18 protein-coding genes and 1 pseudogene are annotated in these 17141 nt (G+C 33.4%); 10 read left to right on the forward strand and 9 right to left on the reverse strand.

Annotated features, from left to right (window positions below):
• The first annotated feature begins 57 nt into the window (after positions 1–57).
• From AAGD99_RS07270 to AAGD99_RS07305, 8 genes are all read left to right on the forward strand, one after another.
• Positions 58–234 (forward strand): hypothetical protein, encoded by a 177-nt coding sequence (locus AAGD99_RS07270; RefSeq protein WP_264687851.1) that lies wholly within the window; start codon positions 58–60, stop codon positions 232–234.
• Positions 228–545 carry a recombinase family protein gene (locus AAGD99_RS07275; protein WP_264328686.1) on the forward strand — a complete coding sequence of 106 codons (318 nt, stop codon included), beginning with the start codon at positions 228–230 and terminating at the stop codon, positions 543–545. The genes AAGD99_RS07270 and AAGD99_RS07275 overlap by 7 nt, the downstream gene beginning before the upstream one ends.
• Before the next feature lie 31 nt (positions 546–576).
• A complete protein-coding gene (locus AAGD99_RS07280; RefSeq protein WP_264735839.1) occupies positions 577–1065 on the forward strand; it encodes a recombinase family protein in 489 nt (162 codons plus the stop codon).
• 89 nt (positions 1066–1154) lie between these two features.
• A complete protein-coding gene (locus AAGD99_RS07285; RefSeq protein ID WP_253307215.1) occupies positions 1155–1442 on the forward strand; it encodes a zinc ribbon domain-containing protein in 288 nt (95 codons plus the stop codon).
• Positions 1435–1851 (forward strand): hypothetical protein, encoded by a 417-nt coding sequence (locus AAGD99_RS07290; protein WP_341823002.1) that lies wholly within the window; start codon positions 1435–1437, stop codon positions 1849–1851. Before AAGD99_RS07285 ends, AAGD99_RS07290 begins: the two co-directional genes overlap by 8 nt.
• Positions 1852–2093: 242 nt before the next feature.
• Positions 2094–2687, forward strand: coding sequence for a recombination mediator RecR (gene recR / locus AAGD99_RS07295; protein ID WP_410529925.1), 594 nt, complete (start codon positions 2094–2096; stop codon positions 2685–2687).
• 163 nt (positions 2688–2850) lie between these two features.
• The gene (locus tag AAGD99_RS07300; RefSeq protein ID WP_341823003.1) at positions 2851–3873 is read left to right on the forward strand and encodes a hypothetical protein; all 1023 of its coding nucleotides are present in this window, start codon (positions 2851–2853) and stop codon (positions 3871–3873) included.
• A 55-nt stretch (positions 3874–3928) separates the two neighbouring features.
• Positions 3929–5002, forward strand: a complete 1074-nt coding sequence (locus AAGD99_RS07305; protein WP_341823004.1) for a P-loop NTPase fold protein — start codon at positions 3929–3931, stop codon at positions 5000–5002.
• On the opposite strand, the gene AAGD99_RS07310 is transcribed toward AAGD99_RS07305, so the two are convergent.
• A protein-coding gene (locus AAGD99_RS07310) for an IS630 family transposase (protein ID WP_341822214.1) occupies positions 4997–6011 on the reverse strand; the annotation gives its coding sequence in 2 pieces (ribosomal slippage) (positions 4997–5545 and positions 5547–6011; 1014 coding nt in all). The genes AAGD99_RS07305 and AAGD99_RS07310 overlap by 6 nt on opposite strands.
• 100 nt (positions 6012–6111) lie before the next feature.
• Between AAGD99_RS07310 and AAGD99_RS07315 the strand changes: the two genes are divergently transcribed.
• Entirely contained in the window at positions 6112–6252 is a 141-nt protein-coding gene (locus AAGD99_RS07315; RefSeq protein ID WP_410529926.1) for a hypothetical protein, read from the forward strand.
• A 45-nt stretch (positions 6253–6297) separates the two neighbouring features.
• Here the strand turns inward: AAGD99_RS07315 and AAGD99_RS07320 are convergent, their stop codons facing one another.
• On the reverse strand, positions 6298–7029 hold the full coding sequence (locus AAGD99_RS07320) for a hypothetical protein (RefSeq protein ID WP_341823005.1): 732 nt from the start codon (positions 7027–7029) through the stop codon (positions 6298–6300).
• A 79-nt stretch (positions 7030–7108) separates the two neighbouring features.
• Positions 7109–8428, reverse strand: coding sequence for a pyruvate dehydrogenase complex dihydrolipoamide acetyltransferase (locus AAGD99_RS07325; RefSeq protein ID WP_341823006.1), 1320 nt, complete (start codon positions 8426–8428; stop codon positions 7109–7111).
• A gap of 151 nt (positions 8429–8579) precedes the next feature.
• On the opposite strand from AAGD99_RS07325, the gene AAGD99_RS07330 reads away from it, so the two are divergent.
• The gene (locus AAGD99_RS07330) at positions 8580–8990 is read left to right on the forward strand and encodes an SH3 domain-containing protein (protein WP_341823007.1); all 411 of its coding nucleotides are present in this window, start codon (positions 8580–8582) and stop codon (positions 8988–8990) included.
• Here the strand turns inward: AAGD99_RS07330 and AAGD99_RS07335 are convergent.
• The 6 genes and pseudogenes from AAGD99_RS07335 to AAGD99_RS07360 form a co-directional block, all read right to left on the reverse strand.
• Positions 8987–9490, reverse strand: a complete 504-nt coding sequence (locus AAGD99_RS07335; protein WP_341823008.1) for a hypothetical protein — start codon at positions 9488–9490, stop codon at positions 8987–8989. The two genes, AAGD99_RS07330 and AAGD99_RS07335, sit on opposite strands and share 4 nt — an antisense overlap.
• A 218-nt stretch (positions 9491–9708) precedes the next feature.
• Positions 9709–12546 (reverse strand): hypothetical protein, encoded by a 2838-nt coding sequence (locus AAGD99_RS07340; protein ID WP_341823009.1) that lies wholly within the window; start codon positions 12544–12546, stop codon positions 9709–9711.
• A gap of 28 nt (positions 12547–12574) precedes the next feature.
• A complete protein-coding gene (locus AAGD99_RS07345; RefSeq protein ID WP_341823010.1) occupies positions 12575–14929 on the reverse strand; it encodes a type VI secretion protein in 2355 nt (784 codons plus the stop codon).
• Positions 14930–14973: 44 nt separating this feature from the next.
• On the reverse strand, positions 14974–15345 hold the full coding sequence (locus tag AAGD99_RS07350) for a hypothetical protein (RefSeq protein WP_187297371.1): 372 nt from the start codon (positions 15343–15345) through the stop codon (positions 14974–14976).
• Positions 15346–15446: 101 nt separating this feature from the next.
• A pseudogene (locus AAGD99_RS09030) lies at positions 15447–15683 on the reverse strand (hypothetical protein); the annotation flags it as partial.
• A 377-nt stretch (positions 15684–16060) separates the two neighbouring features.
• Positions 16061–17075, reverse strand: a protein-coding gene (locus tag AAGD99_RS07360) for an IS630 family transposase (RefSeq protein WP_341822214.1) whose coding sequence is annotated in 2 segments (ribosomal slippage) — positions 16061–16609 and positions 16611–17075 — 1014 coding nt in all. Because the reading frame shifts where the segments join, the coding sequence is not laid out codon by codon here.
• Positions 17076–17141 lie beyond the last annotated feature (66 nt).

Genomic DNA, 17141 nt, shown 5'->3' on the forward strand with positions numbered 1-17141 from the left:
TATAGAGCTAGTGATCAAATAACCATATGTCTCGATGAATAACATATGGGAGAGCTAATGGGCAACAAGAAATTAATAGTTTGTATTCGTTGTAGTTATGAAGTGAATAGATTAGCAGAGTTGTATCTATTAGATGCATATGAAAAATTAGTGTTAAGTAAACCAATAAAAGTGAGCAAAAAGGAAGAAAACTCTGAATGTAAGAAAGTAGATTTGAGGAGGGTTAAATGGTAACAGTTAGATTATATGCAAGAGTTTCTTCAGGGAGACAAGCACAAGAAGGTACAATAGCAAGTCAAATTGCTGCTATAGAGAATCAAATTAGTATGGACGGACATAAATTATTAAATGAATATAAATTTATTGATAATGGTTCTAATATAATCCGTCCTGGTTTAGAAAAATTACGTGATAAAATAGCAGAAGGTAGCATTGATAAGGTTTATATTCATTCTCCTGATCGTTTATCTCGCAAGTATGCATATCAGATGGTATTACTTGAAGAGTTCAAGAAACTAGGAGTAGAAGTCATTTTTTTAAATTAGCGATAATCCAGAATCTCAATTACTATTACAAATGCAAGGTATGATAGCAGAATATGAACGTGCAAAAATCATGGAAGGAAGCTGCCGAGGAAAGATTTATGCAGCCAATAAGGGTTATATAAGTGTAATGAGAGCTGCTCCTTATGGCTATCATTATATAAATAAAAATACAGAGACAGGACAAGCCTTATTTGAAATTTATGAAGAAGAAGCTAAAGTTGTGCGTAAAGTATTTTTTTGGGTAGGAAGAGAAAGAGCGAGTATAGGAGAAGTATGTCGTGGGCTAAGTGCTATGTCCGTTATGACGCGAACAGGAAAAGAATATTGGGATAGGGCTGTAGTTTTGAGTATGTTAAAAAACTCTGCTTATAGAGGACAAGCAGCTTTTGGTAAAACAAGGTTAGGCGTAAAATTAAAATATATAAGACCAAAAAAAACTCCTGCGAGCAACCAAAAGATAATTATTCTACTTATCCTGTTCCAAAAGAGGATTGGATTTATATTAAAGTACCTAGTATAGTAAACGAAGATTTATTTGATATAGTTCAAGAACAATTAGCTGAGAATAGAAAAATAGCAAGAACAAGACAAAGAGGAGCAAGATATTTATTGCAAGGTTTAGTAGTATGTAAGCTTTGTAATTATGCATATTATGGTACTAGCACTGCAAGGAATAAGGAGGGAAAAAAACTAATAATCAGGTGTATTATCGTTGTATTGGCACGCCGTTTTGGTGGTAATAAAATGTGTAACAACAAATTAATTCGTACAGATACATTAGACATAGCTGTGTGGGAAGAAGTAAAGCATCTATTAAAAAATCCGAATAGAATATTAGAGGAGTATAAACGAAGACTTTCAGAACTTACCACTAGATCAAAAAAGCGCTTTGCTTGAAGCACAAGAAGATAAATTAAAACGTGGTATTGCAAGGTTAATTGATAGTGATGCTCAAGAATATATTGATCAAGAAGAATTTGAGCCAAGAATTAAAGCAATGAAACAAAACTTAAAAATGGTTGAAGAACAAAAGAAAAAAACATTTGATCAGAAAAAACTCACACAAGAGTTCACTCTAGTAGTAACAAATTTAGAGGGATTTTCCTCTAGTATTAACTCAAGTCTTGATAATGCAGACTGGCTAACTAAACGTGATATTATTAGAACGTTAGTTAAGCGAATTGAGATTAATTTTGAGGATGTGAACATCGTGTTTAGAGTGAAAGAGCTTCCAGACTCTTCTCATGGGGAGAGAAATCAATACTTGCAATGTTGTTGTAGGGGTAGTCATCCCGCTGCTTGTTAGCGGGATCTAGAGATACTGCGGCGGTATGACGTGTTGCTTGGGTCAGCTATACCTTTTTTCTACTTAGTTTGGGTTATGCAAGAAGTCTATTATAATCAGGCTTTAAGTTTGCGGAAGTAATTTTTTGCATTAGAGTAAAAAATTTTTTCTATAGCTAATCAAAGTGGGATCAAGAGAAACTTACCACTTTCTTTACAAAGGGTTTGATGTTACCATTTGATGAACTATTCTGAATTTATTGAATGAACATTAACATAAAGAATCTAGTTCATGCTTTTTCTAAATTGCCAAGTTTAGGACCATCATCATCACGCAGGTTGGTTATACATTTACTCCAAAACAAAGAGAAAGTTATGCTACCACTTGTATCTTTGATTAAAGAGCTAGCAGATCTTATAATAGAGTGTGAAGTTTGCGGAAATCTAGATACTAAGTCACCTTGTTCTATTTGTACTAACCCAAAACGTGACACTAAGTTACTGTGTGTAGTAGAAGAATTGGGTGATCTATGGGCGTTTGAAAAAGGAAATATATATTCAGGTTTATACCATGTTTTGGGGGGCAGATTGTCTGCGATAAATGGCATAGGTCCAAAAGAACTTAACCTTGATACTATTCTGGAAAGAGTGACAAAATCTAAAATTGAAGAGATAATTATCGCAATTAATCCGACATTAGAGGGCCAAGTTACTGCACAATATATAATTGAATTGCTAAAAAATTTGGATGTGAAAATATCACGTCTTGCTTGCGGCATACCAATGGGCGGAGAAATTGACTACCTAGATGAAGGAACGCTGAGGATAGCACTTACTTCAAGACAGGATATTAAATAATTATCACAGTCATTCCATTTCTTTTTAGCAAGCTATAAGTTTCTTACCATACTACCACTACTTATAAAACACTAAATTTTAGTGACATACTTCAGCCTAAAAACTTGCTTTACTAATTGAAAATATTGTACACTTAAAACATAGTGTTTTAAAATGAGGAGTTATGTTAACTTTTGTATTAGATGGAGTACGTAATACTTATAATTGGTTAATCAAAAAATTAAGATCAACCGCTCTTGATTTCATTGCGTTATTTAACAAAGAATACGCAGATAGTAAACGAATTGGATACATATTAAAGGATATAAAGATTGACTTAGGACTACAAATGCCTAATTTAGAAGTGAAAAAATTAAAAGAGTTTGATTTTAAATCAAATGATCTACTTTTAACAAAAAGCGATATTAATTTTCACAATACAGATTTATTAAAGGATATTATTATTAAACCTGATTTCAGCAAAATAATAAGAGAATTAAATCAAGACGAATATGCTCGATATGAGGATATTATTATTAAACCTTATTTCAATTTCAGCGAAATAACAAGAAAATTCAATCTAGACGAATACGAATATGCTCGATATAAGGATATTATTATTAAACCTAATTTCAGCAAAATAATAAGAAAAGTAAATCAAGACGAATATGCTCGATATATTGATAACCTAAGCTTTATATTTCCATTAATGCTGGTGTATAAAAACTTTGTGCATAGTGACTGGGTATCTGATAAGTATGGTAATTCTGCACTAATAGAATTAATAAAAACTTGTGATAGTAGGAAAATCATGGAGGAAAAAATAGACTTATGGAAGGAAAAAGGAAAGTTAACAATAGATATCAGTTTGGATGCAGGAAGCTTAGCTTATATAAACGGGATGTTTCCTTTAATACAAAAAGCTATTAAAAACAGGAGTTTTATAATTCAAAACTATTCTGGACTCTATGAAAGTGGAATTGAACAACTAGTAACTGAATTCAAAGATTGTAAAAGTTTAAAGGAAACACAGGAAGTAATAGACGATCTTACACAAAATTACGTGCAATACATGGAAAGATGCATAGAAGAAAAAACAGGAATAAAAACTATCACATATGATCCATATGGTGTGCTTGATCCTGTAAGTAGCTTGAAAAACATTTCTATTAATGTGTTAGAAAAACATGGATTACTAAGTAAATGATTGTCTGGACTCTTAACTTATAAAATACTATAGTAAAATATAGCGTAAGGGTCTTATGTGCTTAAAAAAACTTGCATCGTTAATAACGTTCAAGAAGAAAGAAACAGCGCCACCACTTCAAGTGGCGGCTTGGGAAAATGACCGTCTAAACTATAAGCAATTTTCAGGCAAATTCAACACTATAATTAAAACGATTGATCAGTTTTTTACAATAATATCTTTAGAAGGATATGACGGATGGGGTAAGACGTTTTTTCTGAAAGAGTGGGTAAAAGAGTTAAAACAGCAAAATGAAATTGCAGCTTACTATAACGCATGGGATATCAATGCACTGGATCAACCACTTCCTTCTTTTTTAAATTTTCTATTTGAAGATTTATTTGCATCGTATGAAGTAAAAAGAAGCGTTATACAACAGTTCAAGAACATAAACCAAGAACTATTTTCTCTAAACACACTAGGAAAGCTGATCAGTAAATCTCCACTTGCTATGCTTTCCGTATTGCTTGACGCTACAAAAGAGGCTGATAGGAAAGATATTGGTTCTGTACTGAGAGAGTTGAATACTCTTCAAAGAAGAGAAGAAAACATTAAGGATTTTAAAACACAATTGGCAAAAGTAGTTAATAGAATTAGAAAAGACAAAAACATTTATATAATGGTGGATAATCTTGATGTGTGCCGCCCTAAATTCGTTGTCGATTTTTTGGAATCTATAAAGTATATGCTTGATGTGGAGGGGCTGGTTTTCATTATTTCTGTAAGTAAAGATAAGAGCAATGTGCATAAAGCCATTAGCACGATACTTGGACCAAATTTTGACCTAAAATCTTTTACTGATCTCTCTTTACATTTACCGAAGCAACCGATAGAAAAATTTACAAAAGAACTATTTGAAAATATTAAATTACCGAAAAAGTCAAAAAATTTGATTGTAGATAGTTTTATATTTTATGCAGAAAGCCTTTTACTATCGTTAAAAACAATAGAATACTGCGTAAAAAAAATAAAGCTGTGTCTTCTGAATTACACAAGAGAAGAATTACCTGCTCCAAATTTGTTTTCGTTTTTGGTAATACTGCAATCAGTAAATACTGATTTGTATGAGGAGTTATACCAAATCTCATAAATAAGTAGGCAAATAACTCACAGAACAAATGGTTTTGATCGAACTTTCCGTAATATTACGAATGAATGCACATACAGTATCCTCCAATAAACTAACAGAGTCATATATTCTATTTTTAATGAGATTGTCTTTCAAATATTGCCATAAACGCTCTACTGGATTTAACTCTGGTGAATATGGAGGTAAATAGATTAAGGTAATATTTTGTGGTATTTTTAAACCTTTGGATCTATGCCATCCTGCACAATCCACAACAAGAAATGCCTCCCTTGTTCCTAAATATTGTGACATCTGCTCAAGGAATATATTCATACAATCAGTATTGACGTTTGGTACGAATAAGCTAGAACTCTCTCCATTTCTAGGATTAACTGCACTATAGAGATAAAAGTTTTGCCTACCTAATTTTACCTTAACCTGTGTCCTAATGCCTTTTTTAAACCACCCGTGTCCAATCTTTGAATGTGTGCCAAACCGCGACTCATCGAAGAAAAATAGCTCTTTTTCGGGATACGTGACAATAGTTTCATTAAGATTTTTTTTTAAACTCTTCTTGTTTATTTTTATCCTGTTTATTGTGCACAGGCCTTGGAGTAATATACGAAAAACCTAACTTTTGCATCAGTCTATGTGCTGTAGACTTACTTACCTCAATAGAAAACATTTTCTCAATTATGATTTTTAATTTCTTAGCCGTTAGGTTGGCTCCTTCTTCTGCTATGACATTTTTAATTTCTTCTTGCTGCTTGTAGCTCAACTTCGGCTTTACTCCACGTCCTGGTTGTATTTTAAACGCATTGACTCCTCCTTCCTTAAATCTTGTAATCCACTTCATCAATGTAGTTCTAGTAATTCGGTATATTTGAGCAACTTTTGTTATTCCATATTCTTTTGCAGATATTATTGCCTGTAATCTTCTTCCTATCTCTCCTCTTATGCCGTGCTTCTTTAATTCCAGGTTACACTTATTATATAATTCTTCTCCTATTGCTTTACTTTTTCCTGCCATAACTCCCCACTAATTCTTAAATTATTCTATTTTAGAAATTTTTCTTTATTCGTCTATTTATTTTTAGGAATTAGTATTAGATTCCTCATGTCAAAGAGCATTGGAAAAAATTGAAAATGAATATAAATCTTTAATTCTAAATGGTCAAGAGGAATGGGAAAAACTTAAAACCTCTCTAGAAGCTGCTTTTGCAGAGAAGGAATCAAAAATTAACAAAGCTATAAAGGATATAATATTTTGAAAAGATACCCTACCTTTGCATATACAAAGATAGGGTAATATTTGATTAACGCCCCTTTACTATGTCATTACCTTGTTCAAACTTTCTGATTAATTCGCTTACATTGACATTAGATAATTTTTTGCCTGCAGATTTGTCATTATATGAAGCATCAGGTTTACGAAGGTCTTCCTTACTGTTACTCCTAGTAATATTACATCTGACAATGTTTGAATTATTAGACTTATCGCTTATATCTGAAATATTACTTTTTTCACTACATGAAGACGAATTACTCGACGTATTGCCTAAGCTAAAGAGCTTTTTACCTTGATAGATTGGATTCCAATCAAGAGGATTATAAGTTTTTTTGTTAGTCTCAACCTTTTGGTTATTTTGCTGTTTAGGAGAAAAACCTAGGTTTTCTCTTTCTTTCTCTCTTGCATTTAATTTATTAGTGCTTTCATGAATGTCAATATTATGATTTTTCATCAAATTTTGCATTCTTGGACCAAATGTTCTCTCAAGATTATCAGAGGTGTTTTTAGCTGGTTGTTTTGGTGTTCCATTCTGCTCAAAAATTGCTCGCCTTCCAGCAAATTTAGCTTGGGAAGATTTCGGAGGAACAGGTGGAGCAACTTTCTTAAGCTTTACTATTTTTTCTAACTCATTCTGCGACGATAACTTGGTCTCTGGTGCTCTTGGTGGTACCGGTGGGGCAACCATGCCTTTTGAGTTAATCTTTCCTTCATTTTTAGGAAAAATTTTTGGATTATTTTTTTCTACTGTAGTATTCATTTTTTTACCTCTAAGCCTATTAACTAGTAGAATTATAAACTTAGAGGTATTAATTTTGTAATAACGATGCTAATAGGTTTCAAATAAGCATCGCCAGAGGACTCTCTATATAATGCTTAAAGGCATTTAAAAATTTTGCTCCTAATGCTCCATCAACTGCTCTATGGTCAACAGAAAGTGTTACTGTCATTATTTCTGCTATCTCTATTTTCTCATTCATAACAATTGGTTGTTTTTTGGATGCACCAACTGCCATAATGCAAGATTGCGGCGGATTGATTATAGCACTGAAGGCTTTTATACCAAACATTCCTAAATTGGAAATAGTAAACCCACCTCCTTGAAATTCTTCTGGCCTTAATTTTCCAGATCTTGCTCTGCTTACTAAATCTTTCACTTCTTTTGATATAGATAAAATACCCTTTTTATCAGCATTTTTTACTATAGGAGTAATTAGCCCATCTTCAAGTGCCACAGCGATTGAAATGTCTACATTCGAGTATTTAAGTATTTTATTATCTATCCACGAAGAATTTATATCAGGAAATTTTTTCATGCTGAAAGCTGCAGCTTTTATGATTAGGTCATTAATTGTTACTTTGTTATTTTCATCTGCTGAGCTAATCTCGTTTTTTAACGATATTAACTTATCAACCTGGCAGTCTACAGTTAAATAAAAATGTGGAACATTCTGTTTGGATTCAGTTAAGCGCTGTGCTATCACTTGGCGCATATTGCTTACTTCAACCATGGTATCTTCCTCGAGCCTTTCACGACTTTCAATGCGTGTACCACTACCTAAAGACTCCAACACATCAGCCTTAATTATGCGACCATATGGTCCTGTACCTTTTAATTGCTGCACATTAACCCCTTCATTTTGAGCTATTTTCTTAGCTAATGGGCTTATTTTTATTCTACCTTCTACATAACCCTCTGTCATCCCAGTGCTTGACACTGGGATCCATGCTTCTTTTCTTCTGGATTCCAGCGTCACGCGCTGGAATGACACCGAAGAATGACTTGTTGGCTTTCCGTTTAAATCTTGGTGTTCTGATTTTTGATTATCAACAGCACTTTTTGTCACTTCCTTTTTAACTGCACTATTGATGGAAGTTGAAGTATAGTTGTTAAGTGCACTTTCATCTTCTCCTTCTTCCAGCATTAAAGCTATTGGTTGATTTACAGGCACGCCACTTGTTCCTTCTGTTACTAAAATTTTTGCTAAAACTCCTTCATCTATAGATTCAAACTCCATTATGGCTTTATCAGTCTCTATCTCAGCAATTACGTCGCCTACTTCAACTTTGTCTTGTTCTTTTTTATGCCACTTTACAATTTTTCCTCCAGTTTTGCTCATTGTCGGTGAAAGAGCAGGCATTAATATTTCTATAGGCATTGATTTTGCATTTAAAGATCTATTCAATTTTTAATTTACTCTTTATCTTATGTCAATCTAATCGTGAATTATGATGAATAAGTCTGTTACACTATCCCTCACGTCATCCCAGTGCGTGACACTGGGATCTTGGTTCAGTACTATTATCCTATTGTTTTTATTATTTAGCCATAGCTTGTTTGCTAATAACTTTGTTTCAACCAAATCAAATAAAATCAACATGAGAACGGGGCCAGGGTTTCACTATCCTGTAAAATGGATATACACTTGCAAAAATCTGCCCCTGAAAGTGATAGAAGAGTTTGAGAGTTGGAAAAAGGTCTGCGATATAGATGAAGACTGCGGATGGATAAAAGGCAATCTGCTTAGTGATAAGCACCACGCAATGATAAAAGAAGATACTTATGGATATCAAAAACAGAGTGTAGACAGCAAGATTACTATGAAAATAGACAAGTTTGTTGTAATAGAAATAAAAAAATGCAGTGAAAAATGGTGTTTGCTGTCCTCATCGAAACGCAAAGCATGGGTACAGAAAGAATCTATATGGGGAGTTGATTAGACTGGCGAAAGACCTTGATTAGTAGTAGTTTCCAAACCTTCTGTAGCAGACTCTTCAGATGAAGCAGGAGTTGCACTAACTTCTTGAGGTTCTGGAGAATTATTTTGCCATATAGTGCTGTCACAAAAACTCTGTAACATCTCCTCAGCAGATGAGTTTAAAATTTGTACAATAGACTTTTCACTTTGTTCTCTTAGCGATTGATCCATTCTAGAAATCAACTTAAGAAACTCACTACCTGATTTTTCAGCTTCACTTTTTATTTTGCTTTCTATGCTTGCAATATTATCTTGATCAATTTCTTCTTTTGTTATGTTGAATGAATTTGCAACATCTTGATATCCAATCTTGCAATTTCCACAACCAATTATGCAAAAAGCAATAGAATTAGATATTTCATTTGCAGCCCACTTATGTATAGTGGTAGCCAAATAATTGTCATGGTATTTAATGCTAAATTGTTGTTCTATTAGCTCAGAAATTTTATTCTTTAGAGACATAAAGCACCCTCCTACATTCGTTATACCTTTTTGTTAAGATACACCATTTACTACATGCTTTACTTTAATTAATTATTAAAACGAGAGCATAATTTTCAGAGTTATATCTTTTTACCTTAACAATTCTTTTTTGAGTTCCTCTTCAATCATCTTAGTTAAACTCGTGTCAAACTCACTCCTCGAAAAATCCCTAACCTCCCCGGGATCATATTGATTTCCTATTTTTTTTCAATAGCATCCTTTATTATGTTTTTGTCAAATCCCTTTATAATAGGCGTTACCTTCACCTGCCCTGCAGAACCTTTACCATAAATTCCTTTGCTTTTATCAATGCAACCACCTGCACCAGGTTTACTGCTTCTAAAACCCTTGCTACACTTTACTGTTTCATACTTGATTTCACCATTTTCTATATATGTTATTTTATTATCTTCAGTAACCCGCAATCCTGTTGTTTTGGTTTCTTTTTTTAATTTTACACTATCATCAATTATTGTTTCCATATAACTCTTATAACTCCTATAATCATTATAATTATTTCCATGCGGATACATTTTATAGATACCTCCACCTCCCATAGTGATTAAATCCTTGCACTCTTTTTTGCCTACACTACACTTTCTTACAAAAATAGGCCCCCCATCCTTATCTGTGTATCTAGATTCTTGGTTACCTCCTCCCTCCGAAACTTTAACCTCAATGATAGGATAATCAGGATCAATTTCCAATTCAGCTTTAATATAATCTCCTGGCATTCCTGCTCTAGTTTCAGTGGAACAGGCATCCTTATTGGCGTGCATATCCATATACTGTTTGGGTGTATTTTCTATGTGACCTGCTTCACCACTTCCCCACACTTCTATTTCAACATGGCTAGATATTATTTGTGAGCCATCCACATCATGATTTCCATTTCCAAAATCATGGGACTTTTCGCTCTTTTTTTTCGGTTCTTGTTTCTCTTTTTCCGGTTGTTTCTCGATTATCTCTTTTAACTTCTCTTTGAGACCTTCTAAATCGAACCTACACAATTTATCAGCGTAAAAGACCTCTGTTCTATCTGCTTTAATCAGTTGATCTTTTAATTGTGTACACTTTTGTACTTCATTTTTTTCATCTCTTAATACTTTACCATCCTTATCTTTACAATCCACTTCCTCATACCTTAAGTAAAATTGCTTATCATTTTCATTTTTATTCAAATATTGTTTTGAACGGCTGCATTTTCCATCAGAGCAGATGCAACCATCATCACCTTGATTACATTTTTCTCTATGCTCTACATCCGTCAATTTGTATACTACTTTCAGTCCTTTACTAGATTTAAATGCATCGTCTATTTCATCATTTCTTTTTACACAGTAACTGCATTTCCCCTTTTCCTGTTTATTGTCGTCAGGGAAGAAAACATACCCTTGCTTATTAAATATTATTTTATCCAACTGATCTTGAAGTCTTTTTATTTTTAAGAGGTCGACTGTTTCCCTTTCCTTGCTTGGAAGATAATAGAACTGATTTGATTCCTTTGAGTAAACAGCATTGTATTGAATATATTTTGTTCCCATTAATTTTAGTGGTATTATTTTATTTTCTCTTTCAAGAACAAACTCCTCTGGTTCTGGCTGCCATCCAGAAAGACAAAGCATTCTACTGTTAGAATTTTCTTTATATTTTATTTCTACTTCTGGTTGTCCTAAGCTGTTCAATTTGCACTTATCTCCCTGAAACTCTTTACATTCCGTTTCAATATCAGGAACATAGCCATATTTTTTCAGAACTTTAAATTGTTGCGGATTACTTTCTAATATACCTTCTATAATATTATCAATATAACTTTTTTCGTTATTACTATCAGTTGTTTTTTTAACTATTCTCGGTTTTACTACCTTTAAAGATAGAGGGCCAATGTTTGTAGAAGAACCAACATTAACATTAAAAGTACATAAACCATTGCTGTAAGTTCCACGTGCTTCATAAGTACAAGTGTTCTCACTCATCTTCATTCTTATCTTTAACGTGTTACTCTGCTTTCCAGGCGTGTTACTTTTTACTATCTCTACTACCTCAGGCTCCGGAGCAGGTGGTGCCGGGAAACAGCGGACGAACTGTGGATTTTTTTCATCTATACTTTGAGTTCCAAGGTATTCAGCACAGAGCTTATCTTTTTCTCTATAAGTTTTGAAGTAATGTGTCGTGCCATCTTTATCCAAAATAGAATGCTTCCTAACTTCATCCGAAGTAGGGCGTTCCTTAGCTTTATCTTTTTTGTATTTTCTGGGAAAATCTAATGCTTTTCCAATCTTTCCGTCTTCTTTTATTAGATCACCAGCTATTACCTTAACTTTAGGGTTAAAGTAATCATTTTCTTCATCTGTTATAGGAACAATTCTAACTTGTGGAGGTGACATCGCAAGTTGTTCACAAAACGGAGGGGGGGCAGGTGCAAGTGGAATAGGAGCACATTTTATTTTCTCTTGGTAGCAAGTATCACAAACATTTTCCATTCTTCCAGGGCGAAAAATATTTGCTCCTTCACCTACTTTATCAGCCCATTCAAAAATACCACTTATACAAGCCGCTTTTTGGCTACAAGCACATATTTTAGGAGAATTAGCAAATTTCCTTTTTTCTTCATCAGTAACATTATCTACCCACTCCCACTCGAGACCTTTTGCAATTCCTTCCTTAATTTTTCCATCACCTAACATTTTATCTCCTTCCCAGTCGATAAAAACTACTGCAGAAACTCCAGCTCCACTTGTCTGTGTTCCATATATTTGGCGGCAGGATGTTCCGTTACCTAATTGATAGCAGTTATCTTTTCCTTCGTAATCACAGACTTGAATCCTTGGATTGAAATAACCATCAATTCCTTGGTCTTTTATTGCTGTGACTCTAATGTATTGTAATAACTTTTCATCAAAATCTAGATTGCTCCAATTAAAGGTAAAAAAATTTGCTGAGCCTTTTCCAGTTTTGTTAGCCGCAGCTTCAGCTTCAGTGTGAAAACGTATCTTTCCACAGGTATCAGAATATCCATTACTTGCAATTAGCAAAATTAATACTAGGAAAAAAAAATTAGCTTTAAGCTTTACACTTTTCATAAAACACCGGTAACCACTCATTAACTTCTTCTCCTTTTTCCTTTATTGCCTCGTACATATACTTTATCGTCTCTTTGTTAGCTGAAAGTACATGTATTTCTTGCATATTCTTTAAATCTAAATTTAAAGTTACTAACCCTTTATACTGCTTTATCAAAAATAAACCTTCCTGTGTTGGCGTCTGCAGAATTATATTCAGCTCCTCTTTCGATAAAGAAAATGCTTTCATGTATAACCTATTTGCATTGACGTTTGGCATCAAGATCCTTGTATCAACATGTTTATCTAAATATTGAGTAAATTTGCTAGCAAATGTGAGGTTTAAGTTTTCAGTACTTAGGATTACTACAACATTTAGTTCCGTCATTCTTTGCATCCAGTTATCAAACTCTTTCTCTGTAGGAAAGATATTACTTATCTCCCATGCTTCATCCAAAACAAGTATTGCAGGCGAGCCATCACATTTTGCCTCAAAAGAATATAAAAAATAGTAAAGTATCACGGACATACATTCTTTTCGTTTTGTGAGGTTTGCGGTGTTGAGAGATATAATTTTTGTTTCCCAGTCAATATCTGATTCATTACCATCTTGAAATAAGTAAGCAAACTCACCACCGTCACACCATCTACTTATTTTACCCCCGAGGAGCAAAAGCACCTCAGAAATTTGCGCAATAGAACGTGACTCCTTGGGTATAGCAAATATAGAATCCACAATTTTTCTTATCTTTTCTTCTACGTCCACCAAGCTCGTATCGGCTACCATTCTTTTGATCAGTTCAACCAACATATTGCGATTGGAAGCACTATCTTCAATGTTTAGTGGATTAAATTTTAGGCTTTTGTCCTTATACTTCGGATCGATTATATAATATTTACCACTCACTGCTTTAGTAAAAATTATCGACTTTCCAGTGTTATCCAATATGACAATTCTTGGGTTAAACTTTCTTGATTCTGATAATAGGAAATTAATGAGTGAAGTTCTGCCTGAATTTGGAGCTCCAAGTATCGTAGTATGGCCATTATTTCTTTTTCCATAGAAATTAAAGAAGTAAGGATTTCCTTCTTTTGAGAAAAAAACTGTTACCGCTTCTTTCCACCTTCCTCCTTTTAATGTACCTGACGTAAAATCATGCAGCATAGCAAAACTGCAAGCATATTTTGCTAATATATTTTTCGGTTGTGTAATAAAGGTAAAATTGCCCGGAAGTTGTGCCCAAAAATGACTTTCCATATGTAGATCAGTTCTAAATATCATGAAGCCAATTAATGACATTATAGAAGATAAATCACTAATATTTTCGGCTAACTTATTCCTATCGTCTGCAAATATTGTAAAAATAATTTTCTGTTGGCAGAAGTCTAGACTAGAGGTCTTTTCAAGCTCTATTATTTCTTCAATTCCTGAGCTTTTAAGTAAGGTATTATCCTCACTAATTTGCAGCATGTTAATTTGTTTATTAAATTCTTTTATTGCCTTACTATTACTAGTAAATATCATTATTTCTGTAATGATAAATTCAGATTCAAGCTGCAAGCACCTATCTATATTGCCTAAGGAGATTTCTCGGTATTCCTTTATGCTGAAAACAGAGCCAAATTTCTGTTGATTTTCAAAGATTGTCTGAAACGTATTGAAACCAAAAGCTATTTTAAAATTTCTAATATATTGCGACAGGTCCCTTTCATGTATTGGATAATCTTTGTGCGTTAATGTAACAATATAGTGGAGAAATTCTATCATTTCAGAATATATTTTACCTTCACTAAATCTTAGACCCAGTTTTTTAGCTCCAAAAGGTTCTAAATCATCGTGAATTAAGTCAGTTATCTTTTGCAACTCCTGGTGGCTTTCTTGTAAAGACAGCTTATGCTTATTCTTTATTCTATTAAAAAAAAATGAATTATTAGTATGCTTACCAAAATCGCTAAACAATATTACAATATATAATTCATTTATATACTGTAATTTACTATCAGTGAGTTTATCAAACCGCGCTGAATGTAGCTTATCAGAGAAGTCTTCAGTTTTATTCCATTTTAAGCTCAATTTATTGCGCTTTCGGACAGTATGAATCCAAACGGTAAAATATAGGCTATTAATATTTTTTGATATGCTTTTTCTAATTTCAGTTCTAAGGTCGCTGTAATTATCAACAGAAGAATAATCTTCTAACTTGATTATTTTTAACAACTCTCCCTGTTTTGTTAGTATAGTTTCTTCATTGTAATGACAAGCATAAGGAATGAAATCTAAATCAATGCTCTCTAGTAATGCTAAGTTGTTCTTTTTTTCAAACTTAGAGTTAATTGCTTGTACTTTTAGCTGCATATGCGTATTCAATAAAGATAATTAAAAAAGATAAAAATACTATCTTAATTTTTATCTTTTTTTTCGCTATCGGATTGTAATTTTATATCTTTTGCAAAATTAAATTTTTCTTTTAAGTAGTCTGTTGCCTTTTCTGTACTACCAAACATCATGATCAGTACACCAAACATTATCATAAAAAAGATTAGACCTCTGAACACTACTGCAAGTATCACCGCAGCTATACACAACCCTATGATTGTTGAAGGACTCATATTTTCTACAGTATCTTTAATTGAAAATGAAGAAATAAAATCTTTTACCGTTTCTTGTACATCCTTTAATTCATCACTCACCGAAGCTTCGCTAGAATATGATGCAAAAATGAAACTTAATAAGGCTATAAAAACCAAAACTTTATTCAATTGAATGCGCATCAACTAAATACCCTTTAAATATTCCTCAAATATAACAACTTTTATATCAATAGGCAAGAACTGAATTCACTTATCCACTACAAGTAACACATATTTAATTTTTACAGATGTGAACATGCTGTAAGCTTTTTATCATCAACAAGAGGTTCCACATTAATGGATGTTAATTTACTTGATAGGAAGTTTGAATGCAATTCAGCTACTGCTGCTATAGCAAACACTGCAGCCATAGCAAGTAGTCCTGCTCCTACCAGTCCTGATGTCATTGCTCCTGCAACAATGCACCCTATTGTAGAGAGAGCACAACCTGCTACGAGTGCAACGTGAAGATTTCTGTTATTGGGTTGTTTAAGTGGAATATCTTCACCCTTTTTCTTATTCACAGAAAATTTCTGCACGGTTGTAGTGGCGTTTTTTCTATCCCTTTTTTCTTCGGGTTGCGTTGAATCCTGTGTCTGACCGCCTGTCATCTGAGTAGTTTGACTATTTGGATCCATACTTTCTTTTTCTCTGGATCCCAGTGTCACGCACTGGGATGACACCTGTGGCTCTTCTTCTGCAGTCTGCTCTGGTTGCATTTGATTCCCAGTATCTTCTTTTTGTGGATCGTTATTTTCTCCAGCAGAGCTTAATATTGAGCTCATACTGCTCCTTCTACTACTTATTGGTGATTCTAAACTTTCTTCACTCGGTTTGCGTGAACTTATACCAAATCTCATAAATAAGTAGGCAAATAACTCACAGAACAAATGGTTTTGATCGAACTTTCCGTAATATTACGAATGAATGCACATACAGTATCCTCCAATAAACTAACAGAGTCATATATTCTATTTTTAATGAGATTGTCTTTCAAATATTGCCATAAACGCTCTACTGGATTTAACTCTGGTGAATATGGAGGTAAATAGATTAAGGTAATATTTTGTGGTATTTTTAAACCTTTGGATCTATGCCATCCTGCACAATCCACAACAAGAAATGCCTCCCTTGTTCCTAAATATTGTGACATCTGCTCAAGGAATATATTCATACAATCAGTATTGACGTTTGGTACGAATAAGCTAGAACTCTCTCCATTTCTAGGATTAACTGCACTATAGAGATAAAAGTTTTGCCTACCTAATTTTACCTTAACCTGTGTCCTAATGCCTTTTTTAAACCACCCGTGTCCAATCTTTGAATGTGTGCCAAACCGCGACTCATCGAAGAAAAATAGCTCTTTTTCGGGATACGTGACAATAGTTTCATTAAGATTTTTTTTTAAACTCTTCTTGTTTATTTTTATCCTGTTTATTGTGCACAGGCCTTGGAGTAATATACGAAAAACCTAACTTTTGCATCAGTCTATGTGCTGTAGACTTACTTACCTCAATAGAAAACATTTTCTCAATTATGATTTTTAATTTCTTAGCCGTTAGGTTGGCTCCTTCTTCTGCTATGACATTTTTAATTTCTTCTTGCTGCTTGTAGCTCAACTTCGGCTTTACTCCACGTCCTGGTTGTATTTTAAACGCATTGACTCCTCCTTCCTTAAATCTTGTAATCCACTTCATCAATGTAGTTCTAGTAATTCGGTATATTTGAGCAACTTTTGTTATTCCATATTCTTTTGCAGATATTATTGCCTGTAATCTTCTTCCTATCTCTCCTCTTATGCCGTGCTTCTTTAATTCCAGGTTACACTTATTATATAATTCTTCTCCTATTGCTTTACTTTTTCCTGCCATAACTCCCCACTAATTCTTAAATTATTCTATTTTAGAAATTTTTCTTTATTCGTCTATTTATTTTTA

This window comes from Wolbachia endosymbiont (group A) of Clivina fossor (assembly GCF_964026865.1).
In the GTDB taxonomy this organism is placed as follows: domain Bacteria; phylum Pseudomonadota; class Alphaproteobacteria; order Rickettsiales; family Anaplasmataceae; genus Wolbachia.